The organism is Bacillus sp. JJ1566 (genome assembly GCF_036962685.1).
Classification (GTDB): Bacteria; Bacillota; Bacilli; order Bacillales; family Bacillaceae_L; genus Ferdinandcohnia.
In genome coordinates, this window is the sequence record NZ_JBALOP010000010.1 from 73,136 (window position 1) to 91,338 (window position 18,203).

An 18,203-nucleotide genomic window follows, 5' to 3' on the forward strand; every position below is an offset into this window, starting at 1 on the left:
AAAGAAAGAGTATTTTAAATTGTACTATAATTATATTTCTATTTTCGCTTTAGGTCAATGAAATTGGCCTAACATTTTTCTAAATATGTGAATATTTTCCTATTACTAATATCCTAGTTAATCCCTCTCGATTATTTTCAACAGTGAAACCCATATTTTTACACCTTGACTATTGTGATTGTTATTGAATTTTTTACCGGTTCGTGTATAATTATGCCGGATTACATAAAATCCTATCACTTTAATTTAATAGAAAGAAGGGGGTTGCTATGAAAAGTATACCTATTATCCAGTTTAAAAATGTAACGAAACAATATGATAATGACCAACCTGTCCTCAACAATGTCAGCTTTGAAATTGAAAGAGGAAAGTTTTATACCCTTCTTGGTCCTTCCGGATGTGGAAAAACAACAATATTACGTTTGATTGCAGGATTTATTGAACCCTCAGATGGAGAGGTTTATTTTAATGGAAAAAAAGTAAATACGACACCTGCCAATAAACGTCAGGTTAATACGGTATTTCAGGATTATGCCTTATTTCCACATCTTAATGTATATGAAAATGTTGCCTTTGGCTTACGAATAAAAAAAATGAAGCAATCTGAAATCGATAAAAAAGTGAAGGAAGCTTTAAGCTTCGTCAATCTTACTGGCTATGAAAATCGTGAAATTAAAGAAATGTCTGGTGGACAGAGACAACGTGTTGCAATTGCTCGCGCGATTGTCAATGAGCCGGAGATTATTTTATTGGACGAGCCCTTATCTGCGCTCGATTTAAAGCTTCGTACAGAAATGCAGTATGAGCTTCGCGACCTTCAGAAGCGCCTTGGCATTACCTTTATCTTTGTCACACATGATCAAGAGGAAGCTCTTGCTATGTCTGATGAGATTTTTGTATTGGATAAAGGAAAGATTCAACAAAGTGGCAGTCCGATAGATATTTATGATGAACCAATCAACCGCTTTGTTGCAGATTTTATTGGAGAATCTAATATCGTAACAGGAAAAATGCACAAGGATTTCCTAGTTGAATTTGTTGGAAAAACATTTGATTGTGTTGACCAAGGCTTTTCTGACAAAGAACAAGTTGATATTGTCATCCGTCCTGAAGATCTAGAAATTACCTCTGTTGAAAAAGGAAAGCTACAGGTTGTTGTAGACTCTCAGCTTTTTAGGGGTGTTCACTATGAAATTTGCGGCTTTGACAAGGACGGAAATGAATGGCTTGTACACTCCACAAAGAAAGCTAAGGTTGGCGATGAAATCGGGCTTTACTTTGATCCTGAGGCGATTCATGTTATGCGGATTGGAGAAACAGAAGAAGAATATGATCGTCGTTTAGAGGCATATGTGGACGGGGAAAGCCATGGAAAATAAGCTAACCCGTAATATATATTTCATTCCTTATGCACTATGGATTCTTGTATTTGTTATTGCGCCGATTACGCTTATCCTTTATTATTCATTTTTTGATATAGAGGGAAATCTATCTTTAGTAAACTATAAAACGTTCTTCACACCGATATATCTAAAAATGACGTTAAGCTCATTTTGGTATGCCTTTTTGATAACAGCTGTCTCATTATTGGTCGCATACCCTACAGCCTATTTAATCACAAGAACGAAGCATAAACATCTTTGGCTGCTTCTAATCATTGCTCCGTCTTGGATCAATCTACTATTAAAGGCATATGCGTTTATTGGGATTTTTGGTACCTATGGAACTGCCAATGCGATTCTTGAAGTGCTAGGTATCGGCTCTAGACAGCTATTATTTACCGATTTTAGTTTTGTATTTGTATCGGTGTATATTTTTATTCCATTTATGATATTACCGATCTTCAACTCATTAAATGAACTAAACCCGAGTCTATTAGATGCTGCTAGAGACCTGGGTGCATCTAAATGGACGACATTTCGTCGTGTGATTTTCCCGCTAACGATTCAAGGGGTAAAATCAGGCTGTCAGGTTGTATTCATTCCTGCTCTATCATTATTCATGCTAACACGATTAATTGCCGGAAACAAAGTTATTACACTTGGAACTGCTATTGAACAACAGTTTCTCGTTACACAGGATTGGGGCATGGGTTCAACGATTGCCGTCTTCCTCATCATTTTCATGGTGTTAATTATGGTGGCAACTGGAAACCGCAAGAAACGAGGTGCTAAAAATGAGAGATAAACTTGCTATTTCTTCAAAAGTGTATCTATTTATTATTTTCTTCATTTTATATGCACCGATTTTCTATTTAGTGTACTACTCCTTCAATAGCGGTGGCACGATGAACAATTTCGAGGGCTTTACCTTGGACTGGTATAAGGAGCTATTTGGAGATACAAGATTACTAATCATTGTGTTAAATACATTTGTGATTGCGTTGCTTTCAGCCCTTGTCTCAACGATTATTGGGGTGTTTGGAGCAATTGGGATTCACACTGTAAAACAAAGACAGGCCCAAAATACTTTATTATCATTAAATAATGTTTTAATTGTAAGTCCAGACGTTATCATTGGTGCGTCTTTCTTAATTCTATTAACAATGGCCGGAATTAAATTAGGCTTTTATTCTGTATTACTTTCACATATCGCCTTCTGTATTCCAATTGTTGTTCTAATGGTATTGCCGAAATTAAAAGAAATGAGTCCGACTTTAATCGACGCTGCAAAGGACCTTGGAGCAAGCCAGTGGCAGGTTCTAACAAAGGTGATTTTCCCTTATATCACACCAGGGATTTTCGCTGGGTTTTTCATGGCACTTACGTATTCCTTTGATGATTTTGCCGTTACATTTTTCGTGACTGGTAATGGTTTCTCAACACTTTCCGTTGAAATCTATTCCCTCGCACGCCGTGGAATCTCATTGAATATTAATGCATTGTCAGCTTTATTATTTATCTTTACAATGCTGCTTGCAGTTGGCTATTACTTTGTCGCACAACGTGGCAGCACTCGTGGATTGGGGGTTCGAAAATGACGAAACTCATCCGTGCCTTTTTAGCAATCGTTCTTGTATCAGGAGCTCTACTTTATCTTATCCACCATTTAAATTCGTCTCAGGGTCTCGCAAGTGGGAACACATTGACAATTTATAACTGGGGAGATTATATTGACGAAGAATTAATCGATCGTTTTGAAGAGGAAACTGGAATCAAGATCATTTACGAAACCTTTGACTCCAATGAAGCGATGATGACAAAAATCGAACAAGGTGGAACAGCGTATGATATCGCGGTGCCATCTGAATATATGATTGATAAAATGCGCCAAGAGGACCTGCTCATCCCCCTTGACCATTCAAAGCTACCAAATTTAAAGAACATTGATGAGCGTTTTATAGATCTTCCTTTTGATCCAGGCAATCAATACTCTGTTCCGTATTTCTGGGGAACGGTTGGAATCGTATTTAACCCAACAATGCTCGATGGAAAAGAGTTCACAAGCTGGAATGACCTTTGGGATCCGTCCTTAAAAAATGAAATTATCTTGGTCGACGGTGCTAGAGAAATCATGGGGATGGGGCTTAACTCCCTTGGTTATTCACTAAATGATACAAATCTTGATCACTTAATAGAAGCAAAAGAAAAGCTCATCACTCTTACACCAAATGTCAAAGCCATCGTTGGTGACGAAGGAAAAGTACTTATCCAAAATGGCGAGGCTGCAATTGGGATTGTTTGGTCAGGTGATGCCGCAGATATTATGTGGGAAAATGAAGATATCGACTATGTGGTGCCAAGCGAAGGCTCTAACCTATGGTTCGATAATATGGTTATTCCGAAGACCGCGAAAAATGTTGATGGCGCCCACCAATTTATTAATTTTATGTTGGATGCAGAAGTCGCAGCACAAAACACAGAATATGTGAGCTACTCCACTCCAAACAAAGAGGCACTGCAATATATGCCTGAAGATATGGTGACAGATGAGCGATTCTATCCATCACCTGAGCTAACAGAGAGACTCGAGGTTTATGAAAACCTAGGAAAAAGAAATCTCGCTATCTACAATCAGCTATTCCTTGAGTTTAAAATGGGTCAAAACTAAATATGGACAATAAAAAACATCTTATGTGGCAACACTGAGGTGTTTTTTTATTCTTCAAACCCCTCCTTTTCCTCAGTTAATATTTTCCTTTATATAATTTTCAAAATATCTAAAAATATTAGTATAATGTTTTTTTACAAAACATTATACTAATGCGAAAGCGATTACACTGTTGTAACGATAGCATTTTCCGTTATTGGAAAGATTTATATCTTTTTTAATCGCTTAATTTTTCTTGAAATTCTGATTGTGAGGTGTATAATTATCTCTTGTTATTACTATATTGGAAAAATTATAATTAATATCCCAATATAGAAAGGGGTGGATTTTATGGATGATACTATTCTAGAAATAAAAGGGTTGAAAACTCACTTTATTACTGATAGTGGACAAATTCCTGCTGTAAACGGGGTTGACCTTTACCTAAAAAAAGGAGAAATCCTCGGTATCGTCGGTGAGTCCGGTTGCGGGAAAAGCGTAACCTCTCTTTCCATCATGCAGCTCGTGCAGCATCCAGGAAAAATAGTCGGTGGTGAAATTTTATTTAATGGCGAAAATCTTGTAAACGCAAAAGAAAAGCGAATGAGGCAAATTCGTGGAAATAAAATCGGGATGATCTTCCAAGAGCCAATGACATCATTAAATCCTGTATTCACAATCGGCAATCAATTAATCGAAGCTATTTTAATACACAATAAGATTTCGAAAAAAGAAGCCCGAATAAGAGCGATTGAGATGTTAAATCTTGTTGGTCTTCCAAGAGCTGACGAACTAATAGATGAATATCCTCATCAATTATCCGGCGGTATGCGTCAAAGGGTCATGATTGCTATGGCAATGGTTTGTAAACCCGAAATTTTAATCGCAGATGAGCCAACCACTGCACTTGACGTAACCATTCAGGCCCAAATCCTTGAATTGATGAAAAAGCTGAATAAGGAAACGAATACTTCTATCATTATGATTACACATGACCTTGGAGTCGTTGCTGAAACGTGTGATAGGATAGCGGTTATGTATTCAGGAAAGGTTGTTGAAGAAGGCGATACAAAGTCACTTTTCAAAAACCCTCAGCATCCTTATACAAAAGGTCTTATCGCGTCTGTTCCAGACGTTCGAACGAAAAAAGACCGTCTATTCTCTATATCAGGTAGTGTTCCAATTCCAGGTTCTATTAAAAAAGGGTGCCACTTTGCAGAAAGATGCCCATATGCATTTGATAAGTGTCGAGAAGTCGCTCCTCGTTTACTTGACGTTGGAAATGGCCAACGCGCAAGATGCCATCTACATGAAACAGAAAGCACAGCTTTACACCTTCAAGGTGCATCTCATTAATCTTTTTGTAAAGGAGGGAGAAAAGAATGCCCGAAACATTACTGGAAGTAAAAGATCTAAAAAAACACTTTCCTATTAAAAGCGGAGTCCTTCAAAAGCAAACTGGTGCAGTAAAAGCAGTTGATGGCGTCTCCTTCAATCTACATAAAGGGGAAACACTCGGTTTAGTTGGTGAGAGTGGTTGTGGAAAATCAACAACAGGTCGTATGCTTATGCGACTACTTGAACCTACTGGCGGACAAATTGTCTTTGAAGATCGTGATTTAACGACTCTTTCTAATTCGGAGATGAGAAAAATGAGAAAGGATATCCAAATGATATTCCAGGATCCTTTTGCATCCCTGAATCCAAGACATACTGTTGAACAGATTATTGAAGAGCCTTTAATCGTCCATGGTCTCGGAAATAGGCAAGAAAGAAAGAAAAGAGTCCGAGAATTACTAGAAACCGTTGGTTTAAACTCCTATCATGCGAAACGATATCCACATCAATTTAGCGGTGGTCAAAGACAAAGGATTGGTATTGCGCGCGCTTTAGCTGTTAAACCAAAGCTTATTATAGCTGATGAACCTGTTTCTGCTCTTGACGTTTCCATACAATCTCAGGTTCTAAATCTACTTGAAGATTTACAGAAGGACTTTGATTTAACTTATTTATTTATTGCCCATGACTTAGGCGTTGTCCGTCACATCAGTGACAGAGTTGGAGTTATGTATTTAGGAAGAATCGTAGAGTTAACTGATAGTGATCGATTATACGAATCTCCTAAGCATCCCTATACGGAAGCCTTGCTCTCATCTGTCCCGATTCCGGACCCAGAGCACCAGCAGGAACGAATTATTCTAAGTGGAGATGTACCTAGTCCATCAAATCCACCTACTGGATGTCCGTTCCATACCCGTTGTCCAAAGGCAATGGACATTTGTAAACAGGTTGTTCCTACACTCCAAGAGGTTGAGCAAGGTCATTTCACCGCTTGCCACCTTTATGGAGAAGAGCAAATATAAACCGGCAGTGTAAATTAATATTCGATTTACTTAGCCAAAGATAAAACTTTTTGGAGGGGAAAATGATGAAAAAACGTTTCTTACAAACGTTAGTACTACTTGTTGTGCTATCTGCTATTTTAGCAGCTTGTGGAAGCAAAGATTCAGATAGTGGCGATTCTTCATCATCAGCTAAAGATGAAGCGCAAACTACATTAATTTACGGTCGTGGAGCTGATACTACTTCACTTGACCCAGGTGTTGTAACAGATGGTGAATCACTAAAAGTTACAGAAAATATTTTTGATACTTTATTAGATTATGAAGAGGAAACTACAGAGGTTAAGCCTGCTTTAGCAACTGAATGGACAATCTCTGATGATTCTTTAGAGTATACCTTTAAATTACAAGAAGGCATAAAATTCCATGACGGAACTGATTTTAACGCAGATGCAGTTGTTTACAACTTTGAGCGTTGGATGAGTGGTGGCACTGATGGCGCATTCGTATACTACGCTGCAATGTTCGGTGGCTTTAAAGCTGACGAAGGACATGTCATTGATTCTGTTGAAGCAGTTGATGACTATACTGTAAAATTCACTCTAAAACGCCCACAAGCACCATTTTTAAACAACCTAGCAATGGGACCATTTGGAATTGCTAGCCCAACAGCAATTGAAGAAAAAGGCGATACATTTGGTGAAAACCCAGTTGGTACTGGACCATTCGTATTCAAAGAATGGAAACGAAATGACACAATCACTCTTGAAAGAAACGAAGACTATTGGGCAGGAGCTCCAAAGCTTGAAAAAGTTATTTTCAGAGTCATTCCTGATAACTCTGCTCGTCTTACAGCTTTAAAAACAGGTGAAATTGACTTAATGGATGGAGTAAATCCAAGTGATGTTTCTCAAATCGAAAGTGATTCTGCTTTACAAGTATTACTACGTCCAGGTATGAATATTGGATACTTTGGCTTTAACACTGAAATGGAACCATTTAATAATGCAAAAGTTCGTCAAGCTCTTAACCATGCTGTAGATAAGCAAGCGATTATCGATACATTCTACGCTGGAAATGCGGATGTTGCAGTTAACCCTTATCCTTCATTTATGCCAGGTTACAATGACGAAATCGAAGGCTATGCATATGATTTAGACAAAGCAAAAGAACTTCTTGCAGAAGCTGGATATCCAGATGGCTTCAAAATGGAGCTTTGGACTTTCACTAACCCAAGAGATTATATGCCTGAACCACAAAAAATTGCTGAAGCTATTCAAGCTGACTTTGAAAAGATTGGTGTAAAAGTAGAAATCGTAACTTACGATTGGACAACCTTCCTAGAAAAAGTTCAAAACGGTGAGGCACAATCATTTCTTGCTGGATGGATTGGTGACAATGGTGACCCAGATAACTTCTTATATGTATTGTTAGACCAAGATAGCATTGACGGAAATAACTATTCACGTTATGCAAACCAAGAGCTACATGATCTTCTTGTTGCAGCACAATCAGAAACAGATGAAGCAAAAAGAAATGACATGTACAAACAAGCTCAAGAAATCATTCATAATGAGGGTCCTTGGATTCCAATTGCACACGCACGTGCAGCTTTAGCTGCTAGTAGCAACCTAAAAGGATTTATTCCACATCCTACAGGTGTAGACAAATTTACAAACGCATATTTTGAATAATTGTTAAGAAGGGGGAGTCTTGTTACTCCCCTTTAACCATTAAAAGGGGTGAACATAATGCTCTCATATACGATTCGCCGTTTACTCATGTTAATTCCGGTTTTATTCGGAATGTCTCTTATCGTGTTCTTTATGCTACGGCTTATCCCTGGTGACCCGGCAGATGCTATATTGGGTGAAAAAGCATCACCTGCTGCAAAAGAGGCATTAACTCAGCAGCTTGGGTTAGACGAGCCTTGGTATACACAATATATTTCGTACATCGGAGATTTACTCCAAGGTGATTTAGGTGACTCACTTCGTACCCGCTCACCAATTTCGGAAGAAATCTGGCCGTTTTTGGCTGCAACCTTTGAGCTAGCACTCGTTGCCATGATTATTGCCGTGGTTATCGGTGTAAACGCAGGAATCATTAGCGCATGGTTCCAGAACTCATGGTTTGATTACACAGCGATGATCCTTGCACTTATCGGTGTCTCCATCCCCATCTTTTGGCTAGGGTTAATGGAACAATGGATTTTCGCACTTGAGCTTAACTGGTTACCATCTCTTGGAAGAGAGAATATTCGCGATCCAATCGAACCAATTACGCACTTATTTTTACTAGATACATTGATTCAAGGTAATTTAGATCAATTTGTTGTCACATTGAAGCACTTAATTTTACCAAGCATTGCTTTAGCAACCATCCCTATGGCGATTATTGCTAGAATGACAAGATCAAGTATGTTAGAGGTTATGCGTTCAGACTTTATTCGAACAGCAAGAGCAAAAGGTCAAAAAATGTTCTGGGTTGTTTATAAGCACTCCTTAAAAAATGCATTTATTCCTGTATTAACTACAATCGGTCTCCAAATGGGACTTCTTCTAGGTGGAGCTATCCTTACTGAAACTATTTTCAGTTGGCCTGGGATTGGAAGATATATTTACGAAGCAATTTCATTTAGAGATTACCCTGTTGTTCAATCAGGTGTGTTGCTCATTGCAGCTATTTTCGTATTTATTAACCTAATCGTTGACTTACTATACGCAGTATTTGACCCGAGAATTAAATATCAATAATGGAAATGAGGTGAATTACTCATGGCTGAAATGGCTCCCGGGCACGAATCAAACGTGTCGATCCCAAAGAATGAAGATACAGTGGTCTCTCCATGGAAGGATACTTGGAAGGGATTTAAAAAGAACCGCTTAGCACTTGTTGGTGCAGGTATTGTTGCCTTCTTTATCTTAATTGCAATTTTTGCAGACGTTCTTGCTCCACAGAGCTATAAAGAATCGATCCTGGCAGATAGTCTACAACCTCCATCTGCAGAGCATTGGTTTGGAACGGATGACTTAGGGAGAGATATTTTTTCAAGAATTATTTATGGTGCAAGAATCTCATTATGGGTTGGTTTCTTTGCAGTATTAGCCTCTGCAATAATCGGCTCTTTGCTCGGAATTCTTGCTGGCTACTATGGAAAATGGGTTGATATGCTTATTTCTAGAACATTTGATATTTTACTAGCATTCCCTAGTATCCTATTAGCCATTGCGATTGTTGCTATTTTAGGACCATCCCTTCAAAACGCACTAATTGCCATTGCCATAATAAATATACCTAACTTTGGGCGTCTCGTCCGTTCAAAGGTTATCAGTATTAAAGAAGAAGAATTTATCATGGCTGCAAAAGCAATTGGGATGAAAGATTCTCGGATTCTTTTAAAACATATTCTTCCAAATAGCATAACACCTATTATTGTTCAGGGTTCCCTGGGAATTGCTACAGCAATCCTTGAGGCTGCTGCTTTAGGATTCCTAGGCTTAGGTGCACAGGCACCAGAACCAGAATGGGGAAGAATGCTAAGTGATGCAAGAAGCTATATCCAACAAGCCCCATGGACACTTATTTTTCCGGGGATTGCCATTATGTTAACTGTATTAGGCTTTAACCTTATGGGTGACGGTCTTCGCGACGCACTAGACCCTAAAATGAAGAGTTAATTAGAAATGCGCAAGACGCCCGGATAGCGGAACATCGACTAACTACTGCCACGTCCTGTGGCAAACGTCGATGTCAGCACTTCCTCGAAAATGCTATGCATTTTCTTCGTGCGAGGATTATGCTGTCGAAGCTTTCCTTGTCCTGTGCAAGTCAAGCATAAGACGAGCGCTGGCAGAAGGTGCCTTTTACCTTCCGAAGCGATTGGCTTATGACCTCGAGCCGATGGCGGCTTAAGCTAGACATAAAAAAAGACGCGTAGTGCGTCTTTTTTCATTTTTAAATTTATTTTTCATTACTAACGGCTTTATCCTTCTCTAATAAAACAATTAAACCTGGTAATAACACCCCGCGAATCAAGAATGTATCTAATAATATCCCGACAGCTACGATAAAACCGAAGACAAATAATAATTGCACGGGCTGTGTCATCAGAACGGCAAATGTTGCTGCTAAGATGATACCTGCTGAGGAGATCACTCCACCTGTCTTGGATACGGCGATTTGTACGGCTTCTTTAACAGAATGGGTTCTTCGCTCCTCTTGGAATCTTGAAATAAGCATAATATTATAATCAATTCCTAGTGCAACAAGAAATACGAACGAATACAACGGTACCCGGTTGCTAATCGTATCAATATCAAAGAATAGATCTGTTAAGAACATCCCTAATCCCAATGCTGCTAAAAATGACACCAAGATTGTTCCCATCATATAAATTGGCATTTTAAATGACTTCGTTAACACAATTAACATCCCAAAAATCAAGATCGTCTCAAGTACCACAATTAAAATGACATCCCTATTATTAACAAGTCGGTCGTCCACCTTTGTTGCGGTTTCACCTGCAAAATAGAGTTCTCCGTCTAGATCGGCATTTGCTAAGATGGTGTTAGAGTTATTGATCATCTCCTCCATCGCATCAATTGTTTTGACTTCATATGGTCCTTCTTCAAATGTTAAGCTAAGGTTTACTACTTTATTTTCATCAGCAGTTCCATTGATTCTTACATCACTGACGAGTTCCTGTTCTAATAGCTCAGTTTGCAAGGCATCTAATTCTTCCTTCGTTACAGCTTCTTTTCCTTCATATAAGACTGTTGAGGGTGCGAGATCACCCTTCGCAAATTTTTCTTCAATTAATTCATAGCCTTGTCGAGATGGCATATCCTCTGGAAAAGACTTCATCGTATCAAACTCATAAGTGAGATTGAACATATTTGCTGCGGAGATTAGCAGGAAGATACCAATAATCGCAACGGATAGCCCTGGTTTTTTGACAACCATTCTGCCAATTTTACTCCAAATCGAATTGTCTTTAACTTTATCATCTCCAACCTTCGGAACCTTTGGCCAAAAGGACTTTCTTCCAAAGAGCGTAAATAAAGCTGGAACCAATGTAATCGAAGCAAGCATGATGACGATCATTGTAGTCGCAAAGGTTGGCGCGAAATTGCGATAATCACCAAAATCAGCGAAGAATAATACGAGCATTGCTGCTAAAACTGTTCCTCCTGAGAAGAAAACTGGCATCCCTGTTTCCCTCATTGCAGCCCGCATTGCATCATATTTATTTTCATAGCCCTTCAGTTCTTCACGATATCGTGAAAAGACGAATAACGAATAATCTATTACTGCTGCAAATAATAAGATTGATGCTATTGAAATCGTTTGGTTACTTAACAGTAAACCTGCTTTTCCTAAAATACCGAGTATTTGCATCACGACTTCATATACAAAAGCAGCAGCTAGCAATGGAATTAATGCCAGTAAAGGTGATCGATAAATGACAATTAATAAAATAAGTATTAATCCAACCGTTGATAAAATTAATACAACGTCCGCTCTTGAGAATAAATCCAGGGAGTCAGTTGCGATTCCCGCAGGACCTGTTACATACAAAGATAAATCTGTATTTTCCTCGACTACCTCTAAAATTTTATCCTTTGAATCTCGAACTTCCTTTGTTTCAAGAGAAGAATCAAAAATCATTGGTAGTAACGCAGTTGTTTGATCCTCTGAGAAAAACCCAGCAGCTGCCTGTGGTGGTAATGATGCTAATGGAACCACCTGCTCAACACCCGGTATTTCTGCTTCCTCAATATGGTTGAATACACTTACAAGGTCTGTGAAGTCTAATTGGCCCTCTTTCGCTTGAAAGACTAAAATTCCCGGTGTTCCATCACTTTCCTTGAAATACTCATCTACCTTCGATTTTGCAATCACAGATTTTGCATCTTCAGGCAAAGAATCAATCCTAGTAACCTCATATTCCTTCGCATTTGGTGCAAATACCGCTAAGGCCATTGTGATAATCAGCCAAGCAGCTAATGTAACCCACATCCCTTTTTTTGTGGAGACTTTATCTGTAATAGTCCGTAATAAATTTTGCATCTTTTTTCAACTCCTGCCTCTTTTTAAAGTAACGCCTGTGTCACTTTGAATTAAAAAAAATTGACACTATTGTCACGTTAATTATCTTTTAAAGTGACATCTGTGTCAATTAGGAATCTTTGAAGATTCCGTGACAAATTATTTCTTTAATCGACTGAACCCACACATCATGCGGAATGCGAAAATGATTTGGGATCGCGATTGATTGAAAAATGTATCCCAAAATTAGAGGTTCCGGAATGTTTGTGTTTAACTTGTTTTCATCCATTCCTGCCTGGATAAAACCCTGCATATATTGGTACATATCAAGATGGTAGCTTTCTAGTTTCCCTATATTTTCTTTCACTTTTGCATTTATATGGGCCGGAACACGTTTGCCAATTTCAATTAATTGATAAAGCTCCGGGTTCTTAAACATAAGATTCAAAAGAAAATCAAATTGAGCATAAAACCCTTCAATTGAGTCGATTTCCTTTAACTCTTGAAGAAACTGCTCCATTTTAAAAAGCATATATTCCGTGATTAATTCTTCCTTGTTTTCAAAATACTTATAGATTGCCCCACGGGAAACATGTAAATGGTCCGCCACCAAACTAAACTGAAACCCTTCATAGTGATATGCCAGAAGCAGTTCCTCTGTTGCCTGATATAATTCCTCGGTAGTAAATTTACGCTCACGTGCCATGTTATCACCCCATCCTCATTATAGAACAAGATTTTCAAAAAGAGAATGAATTGACATATATATGACTTATCCCACATTTTTTGGACTAGTACAGCTCGCATTTCATCCCGCTCGATACTCCATATTTTATTTAAACAAATGTTTGATTGAATTTGCGAATCGTTGATAGAACTGGAAAAACCCATTGTACAAACGTTTGTTTGAAAATGGGTCTTTCCAAAAATGGCCGATTAGTACAGATTACTTTTCATCCAAAAACCAACACTGCTAATTTAACTCATAATATCCACAAACAACATGTCCTACTGCTTTTGCTGCAACAAGAAGGGCATCTTCATCGATGTCGAATTTAGGATGATGGTTGAAAAACGGATCCTTTTCTCCCTTAGGCGTACATGCAATGTAGAAGAAACAAGAAGGGAACTTTTCCGCATAATAGGCAAAGTCTTCAGATGGTGCCATTGCAGGGAATTCCTTTACTTCTTTAATATCTTTATCATTTGCATTTTTTAGATACTCTGCGACTTTTTCAGTTATTTCAGGATCATTGTAGAGAGGCGGGTAATCATTCTCATAGGTAAGCTCACATGTTACCCCAAATTCTTCTTCAAGGCCTTTTGCCAGACGTCTAATTTCATGTTCAATTTTTTTCTTTGTTTCATCAGTCATATAGCGAATGTCTCCTTCAAGCTCCACGCTATCCTTGATGACATTAAATGTTCCTTTCCCATCAAATGAGCCGATTGTAATTACACCATTTTCGAATGGACTTAACCGACGACTAATAATCGTTTGAGCAGCAGTAACAAAATGAGCGCCTGCCACAATCGCATCATTCGCCAAATGTGGGGATGAGCCATGTCCACCTCTACCTTGAACTTTTAATTTCATATAAGCCCTGCCGTTGAAAGAATATCCCGCATGATAGCCAATCACTCCTGCAGGACCTAGTGGAAGCAAATGAATTCCGAAAACATTATCTAAATCATCTAGAATTCCAGATTCTACAATACTTTTTGCGCCACCCGGCGGAACCTCTTCCGCATGTTGGTGAATAATTTTGATGGTCCCTGGTATTTCGTCTTTTAATTGAATTAAGCAATCCGCTAGCACCAATAAATATGCTGTATGACCATCATGTCCACATGCATGCATGACCCCTTCATTTTTTGATTTAAATGGCACATCCGTTTCTTCAACAATGGGAAGTGCATCGAAATCGGCACGCAGTCCAATGTTTTTACCAGACTTTCCACCTTTTATCGTTACGACAATTCCATAGCCATTCCCGACATTCGATTGAACTTCCACGTCCTTCCCTTTATAAAAATCAAGAATATATTGTGCGGTCTTTTCTTCTTCAAAGGAAAGCTCTGGATTCTCATGCAAATGTCTACGAATTTCAATCATTTCATCCTTACGAGATCCCAACATTTCCATTAATTTTTCTTTCATCTTAATTCCACTCCTAATTCATCTGAAATTATTCTATAACAGGTTCGTGAGTTGTAGGATTTTTAGGAGCTTTAGTTGGTTTAACTTCCTTGGCTGTTTTCCCTGCATCTTTTGGTACCATTATCATGATTGATAAAATAGATAAGATACCGAAGATGACATTAACGATAATACCCACTGTAGCTGCCCATTCCAGATTGCCAGATGCCGCTATTGCCGCGTAAGCTGCGGTTGAAATCGCAACACCAAATGCACTTCCTAATGAACTTGCCATTTTATAAACACCAGCTGCTTCACCAACTTTATCAGGCGGTGCATTGGATACAGATGTATCTGTTGAAGGAGTTGCATAAATGCCAAGACCAAGTCCAAATAAGGCAAATCCAATGAACACAACAATTGTATAGGTAAGGCCTGGCAAGAAAGTTAAGCCCATGATACCTACACCAACAGTTGTAATTGCGGCACCCCAAATCATTGGTGATTTTGCCCCTACTTTCTGCAAGATTTTCTCACCGACACGAATCATTGCTAGCACAGCTACTAAATAGCCTAGTGACAACATACCTGATTGAAATGAGTTAAAGCCTCGCCCTACTTGTACATACGTATTTGCTACAACTAAGGTTCCTGCAATGGCATTCAGCAAAAAGTTTGAAACAGTAGCACCCGTATATGGTGCATTTTTAAATACGGCAAAGTCAATAAGAACAACCTCTTTACTCTTCTCTACTTTAATAAAAACAATTAGGCCAATAATTGTAATTGCCACAAGTACAAGTGAAAGCATGCTTGTCCATCCTAAATCTGATCCGTACGTAATAAATACATTCAAAGCAATCATTGTAACGATAAAAATAGCTAACCCAGTGTAATCAAATTTAAATTTACCTGAGGATGGTTGTTTACTTTCCGGGGTATCTTTCAGTAAAAACATACCAACAATTGCAAAGATAATCGAAAAGATGAAAATCCATCTCCAGCCTAATGAAGTGGCAATGGCACCACCTGCAAATGAAGCAACCCCTGAGCCTCCCCATGAACCGATTGACCAAAAGCTTAATGCTCGTTGGCGTTCTGCACCCTCGAAATATTCCTTCATTAATGCAATGGTTGAAGGCATAATACATGCAGCTGAAAGACCAATAATTATACGTCCAATAATGAGCAATGCAGCACCTTGAGTAAGGACTAGACAAAGTGAACCAATAATACTTAAAACAAACCCAATATTGGCAATCTTTTTACGCCCTATTTTATCGGCAAGACCACCTGCAGCAACGATAAACATTCCTGAGAATAAAGCCGATAAACTTATTGCTATGTTTAGTGTTCCAAGTGAAATCCCTAAATCTTTTTGTACTGCGGGAACTACATTCACCATTGCTTGTGCAAATAGCCAGAATGTAATAACTCCGAACACAATCCCGATAATCATTTTATTTGTACCTTTATAACTTGTTTCCATGTAAAAACCTCCTTTGATACTAGAATTCCCATACCTAATGACTTAATTTTGTCCGAAATATAAAAAATAATACTACTGATTGAAATGTTACAGTTTCATACGTAAAAAGGCCTGTATCCCAAACGATACAGGCCTTTTTACTATCTTTCTTCAACCTCACTGACTGATACAGCACACATTTTACCATGCTAGAAAACACCAATTTGATTTAAATAAACGCTTGTTTGAATTTGCAAATCGTTGCTAAACTTAAGAAAACCCATTGAACAAACGTTTGTTTGAAAATGGGTTTTCTTAAGAATGATCGATTAGTACAGATTGTTTTAAGCGAGTCGGAAACTATGGAAGCATAGATAATTTCTCATCGTATCGCTCTTCATTAAACGGAACTTGGTTTTTTAGGATATCGTACATTTCCTCCACAAGTACTCTGCCGATCATTTCCTTTGCCTCTATTTCTGAAAAACCCATACCTATTAATCGTTCTAGTGTTTCTTTTGTACACTTCGGGTCATTTATTTTAATTTGATTATCTACAATTTCCAAAATTTTAGATTTCATTTTATCAGTTACCATCAGCGTTGGCCCTCCCTTATATCATTTTAAGATTAACTTCGCGACTGCTTCGCAGTGAACTGTGTGCGGGAACATGTCAACTGGTTGTACTTCAACTGTTTCATAACCGCCATCTTCTAGTATCCGAAGGTCTCTCGCAAGTGTTGCCGGGTTACAGGAAACATACACAACTTTTCCTGGCTTCATTTTTAAAATAGTTTGTAATAGTGCCTCATCACAGCCCTTACGTGGAGGGTCAACAACGATCACATCCGCTTTAACCCCATCCTTATACCAGTTCGGGATTACTACTTCAGCCTCTCCTACCGCAAACTCTGCATTATCAATATCATTTAAGGCTGCGTTTCGTTTCGCATCCTCGATCGCTTCAGGAACAATTTCAACACCGTACACCTTTTTTGCTTGTTGTGCTAAAAAAAGCGAGATTGTCCCTATCCCACAATAAGCATCGATGACGGATTCTTCACCCGTTAACTCCGTATATTCCAAAGCTTTATCATAGAGCACCTTTGTTTGCTCAGGGTTGACCTGATAAAAGGATCGAGCTGAAATTGCAAATCGGATATCACCAATATTGTCATAAATATATTCTTCGCCCCAAAGGACATTTGTTTCATTTCCAAATATCACATTCGTCTGTTTGGAGTTTATGTTTTGTACGATAGATTTTACGCCAGGTAACTGAGTAGTAATATCTGAGATAATTTTATTTTTATGCGGGAGCTCCTTTGTTCTTGTGATTAGAACGACCATAATTTCGCCTGAGGCAACACCATAGCGTGCCATGATATGGCGAAGGAGACCCTTGTTGTTTTTTTCATCATAGGCTTGAATTCCATAATTTTCACAGATGGTTTTTACAGTTTGCACGACCAGATCGTTCTTTTCTTGCTGAATGAGACACGCTTCCATATCTATAATTTCATGGCTTCGCTGCTGATAAAACCCTGCCACAAGCCCACCTTCTCTGTCCGCAACTGGGACCTGTGCCTTATTCCGGTATCGCCACGGATTCTCCATTCCGAGGACTGGATGGACCTTGATATTTTGGAGCTTACCGATACGAGTTAACACTTCCTGGACCTGTTTTTGTTTTGCAATCATCTGGCCCTCATAGCTAAGATGCTGAAGCTGACAGCCTCCGCATTCTTTGTAAATCGGACACGGGGCCTCTACACGATATTCGCTTTTTTCATAAAGTTCCATTAGCCGTCCATATCCATAGTTTTTTTGGACCTTCGTGATTTTAATTTTCGCTGTCTCGCCTGGTAGTCCGTTCGGAACAAAAATCGGAAAGCCCTCTATTTTCGCCACACCTGCACCGTCATGGGTAAGATCCACGAATGTGACATCATAATATGTATTTTTTTCAACTGGAGGTTTCAGTTTTGTCATTATATTTTCTTCCTTTGCGTTCAAAATGCTTTTCTGATTGTAACATACTGGGGGAGTGTTGTGCCAATGTGGTCGAAATACATGCGTGGCGCTTTCTAAAAAGGAATCCGGGAATTAGGTACGAATCGGTTGCTTGCGTTACTCTTTCTCTCTCCTCAACCAATAATCGGGTACGATTCAC

16 protein-coding genes are annotated in these 18,203 nt (G+C 38.7%); 9 read left to right on the forward strand and 7 right to left on the reverse strand.

Annotated elements, in window-relative coordinates; translation table 11 throughout:
- Positions 1-269 precede the first annotated feature (269 nt).
- The 9 genes from V7112_RS05890 to nikC all read left to right on the forward strand — a co-directional run bounded on the left by V7112_RS05890 (position 270) and on the right by nikC (position 10,051).
- Complete coding sequence (locus V7112_RS05890) at positions 270-1,379, forward strand: ABC transporter ATP-binding protein (protein ID WP_335416677.1); 1,110 nt, start codon at positions 270-272, stop codon at positions 1,377-1,379.
- Positions 1,369-2,187 (forward strand): ABC transporter permease, encoded by an 819-nt coding sequence (locus tag V7112_RS05895; protein ID WP_335416678.1) that lies wholly within the window; start codon positions 1,369-1,371, stop codon positions 2,185-2,187. Before V7112_RS05890 ends, V7112_RS05895 begins: the two co-directional genes overlap by 11 nt.
- Positions 2,177-2,980 carry an ABC transporter permease gene (locus V7112_RS05900; protein ID WP_335416680.1) on the forward strand — a complete coding sequence of 268 codons (804 nt, stop codon included), beginning with the start codon at positions 2,177-2,179 and terminating at the stop codon, positions 2,978-2,980. The genes V7112_RS05895 and V7112_RS05900 overlap by 11 nt, the downstream gene beginning before the upstream one ends.
- On the forward strand, positions 2,977-4,050 hold the full coding sequence (locus V7112_RS05905) for an ABC transporter substrate-binding protein (protein ID WP_335416682.1): 1,074 nt from the start codon (positions 2,977-2,979) through the stop codon (positions 4,048-4,050). The genes V7112_RS05900 and V7112_RS05905 overlap by 4 nt, the downstream gene beginning before the upstream one ends.
- A 330-nt stretch (positions 4,051-4,380) precedes the next feature.
- Positions 4,381-5,385 carry an ABC transporter ATP-binding protein gene (locus V7112_RS05910; protein WP_335416684.1) on the forward strand — a complete coding sequence of 335 codons (1,005 nt, stop codon included), beginning with the start codon at positions 4,381-4,383 and terminating at the stop codon, positions 5,383-5,385.
- A 26-nt stretch (positions 5,386-5,411) separates the two neighbouring features.
- Positions 5,412-6,392 (forward strand): ABC transporter ATP-binding protein, encoded by a 981-nt coding sequence (locus V7112_RS05915; RefSeq protein ID WP_335416686.1) that lies wholly within the window; start codon positions 5,412-5,414, stop codon positions 6,390-6,392.
- 62 nt (positions 6,393-6,454) lie between these two features.
- Positions 6,455-8,065, forward strand: a complete 1,611-nt coding sequence (locus tag V7112_RS05920) for an ABC transporter substrate-binding protein (RefSeq protein WP_438823864.1) — start codon at positions 6,455-6,457, stop codon at positions 8,063-8,065.
- Between the two features lie 57 nt (positions 8,066-8,122).
- Positions 8,123-9,127 carry an ABC transporter permease gene (locus V7112_RS05925; protein WP_335416689.1) on the forward strand — a complete coding sequence of 335 codons (1,005 nt, stop codon included), beginning with the start codon at positions 8,123-8,125 and terminating at the stop codon, positions 9,125-9,127.
- Between the two features lie 21 nt (positions 9,128-9,148).
- Positions 9,149-10,051, forward strand: coding sequence for a nickel transporter permease (gene nikC, locus V7112_RS05930; protein WP_335416691.1), 903 nt, complete (start codon positions 9,149-9,151; stop codon positions 10,049-10,051).
- Between the two features lie 283 nt (positions 10,052-10,334).
- On the opposite strand, the gene V7112_RS05935 is transcribed toward nikC, so the two are convergent.
- The 7 genes from V7112_RS05935 to V7112_RS05965 all read right to left on the reverse strand — a co-directional run.
- Positions 10,335-12,443 carry an MMPL family transporter gene (locus V7112_RS05935; RefSeq protein WP_335416694.1) on the reverse strand — a complete coding sequence of 703 codons (2,109 nt, stop codon included), beginning with the start codon at positions 12,441-12,443 and terminating at the stop codon, positions 10,335-10,337.
- A gap of 109 nt (positions 12,444-12,552) precedes the next feature.
- Positions 12,553-13,128, reverse strand: coding sequence for a TetR/AcrR family transcriptional regulator (locus V7112_RS05940; protein WP_335416696.1), 576 nt, complete (start codon positions 13,126-13,128; stop codon positions 12,553-12,555).
- 267 nt (positions 13,129-13,395) lie between these two features.
- Positions 13,396-14,583, reverse strand: coding sequence for an amidohydrolase (locus V7112_RS05945; RefSeq protein ID WP_335416698.1), 1,188 nt, complete (start codon positions 14,581-14,583; stop codon positions 13,396-13,398).
- A gap of 28 nt (positions 14,584-14,611) precedes the next feature.
- The gene (locus V7112_RS05950; protein ID WP_335416700.1) at positions 14,612-16,051 is read right to left on the reverse strand and encodes an MFS transporter; all 1,440 of its coding nucleotides are present in this window, start codon (positions 16,049-16,051) and stop codon (positions 14,612-14,614) included.
- A gap of 339 nt (positions 16,052-16,390) precedes the next feature.
- Positions 16,391-16,627: a hypothetical protein gene (locus V7112_RS05955; RefSeq protein ID WP_335416702.1), complete on the reverse strand. Its 237-nt coding sequence runs from the start codon at positions 16,625-16,627 to the stop codon at positions 16,391-16,393.
- A 21-nt stretch (positions 16,628-16,648) separates the two neighbouring features.
- Positions 16,649-18,022, reverse strand: a complete 1,374-nt coding sequence (rlmD, locus tag V7112_RS05960; RefSeq protein WP_335416704.1) for a 23S rRNA (uracil(1939)-C(5))-methyltransferase RlmD — start codon at positions 18,020-18,022, stop codon at positions 16,649-16,651.
- A partial coding sequence (locus tag V7112_RS05965; RefSeq protein ID WP_335416706.1) for a hypothetical protein occupies positions 17,997-18,203 on the reverse strand: 207 nt, incomplete at its 5' end. The genes rlmD and V7112_RS05965, both read right to left, overlap by 26 nt.

Bases quoted from the DNA above. Each gene is read 5' to 3' on its own strand.
- V7112_RS05890 (WP_335416677.1), top strand. From the start codon at position 270: ATGAAAAGTATACCTATTATCCAGTTTAAAAATGTAACGAAACAATAT.
- V7112_RS05895 (WP_335416678.1), top strand. From the start codon at position 1,369: ATGGAAAATAAGCTAACCCGTAATATATATTTCATTCCTTATGCACTA.
- V7112_RS05900 (WP_335416680.1), top strand. From the start codon at position 2,177: ATGAGAGATAAACTTGCTATTTCTTCAAAAGTGTATCTATTTATTATT.
- V7112_RS05905 (WP_335416682.1), top strand. From the start codon at position 2,977: ATGACGAAACTCATCCGTGCCTTTTTAGCAATCGTTCTTGTATCAGGA.
- V7112_RS05910 (WP_335416684.1), top strand. From the start codon at position 4,381: ATGGATGATACTATTCTAGAAATAAAAGGGTTGAAAACTCACTTTATT.
- V7112_RS05915 (WP_335416686.1), top strand. From the start codon at position 5,412: ATGCCCGAAACATTACTGGAAGTAAAAGATCTAAAAAAACACTTTCCT.
- V7112_RS05920 (WP_438823864.1), top strand. From the start codon at position 6,455: ATGATGAAAAAACGTTTCTTACAAACGTTAGTACTACTTGTTGTGCTA.
- V7112_RS05925 (WP_335416689.1), top strand. From the start codon at position 8,123: ATGCTCTCATATACGATTCGCCGTTTACTCATGTTAATTCCGGTTTTA.
- nikC (WP_335416691.1), top strand. From the start codon at position 9,149: ATGGCTGAAATGGCTCCCGGGCACGAATCAAACGTGTCGATCCCAAAG.
- V7112_RS05935 (WP_335416694.1), bottom strand. From the start codon at position 12,443: ATGCAAAATTTATTACGGACTATTACAGATAAAGTCTCCACAAAAAAA.
- V7112_RS05940 (WP_335416696.1), bottom strand. From the start codon at position 13,128: ATGGCACGTGAGCGTAAATTTACTACCGAGGAATTATATCAGGCAACA.
- V7112_RS05945 (WP_335416698.1), bottom strand. From the start codon at position 14,583: ATGAAAGAAAAATTAATGGAAATGTTGGGATCTCGTAAGGATGAAATG.
- V7112_RS05950 (WP_335416700.1), bottom strand. From the start codon at position 16,051: ATGGAAACAAGTTATAAAGGTACAAATAAAATGATTATCGGGATTGTG.
- V7112_RS05955 (WP_335416702.1), bottom strand. From the start codon at position 16,627: ATGGTAACTGATAAAATGAAATCTAAAATTTTGGAAATTGTAGATAAT.
- rlmD (WP_335416704.1), bottom strand. From the start codon at position 18,022: ATGACAAAACTGAAACCTCCAGTTGAAAAAAATACATATTATGATGTC.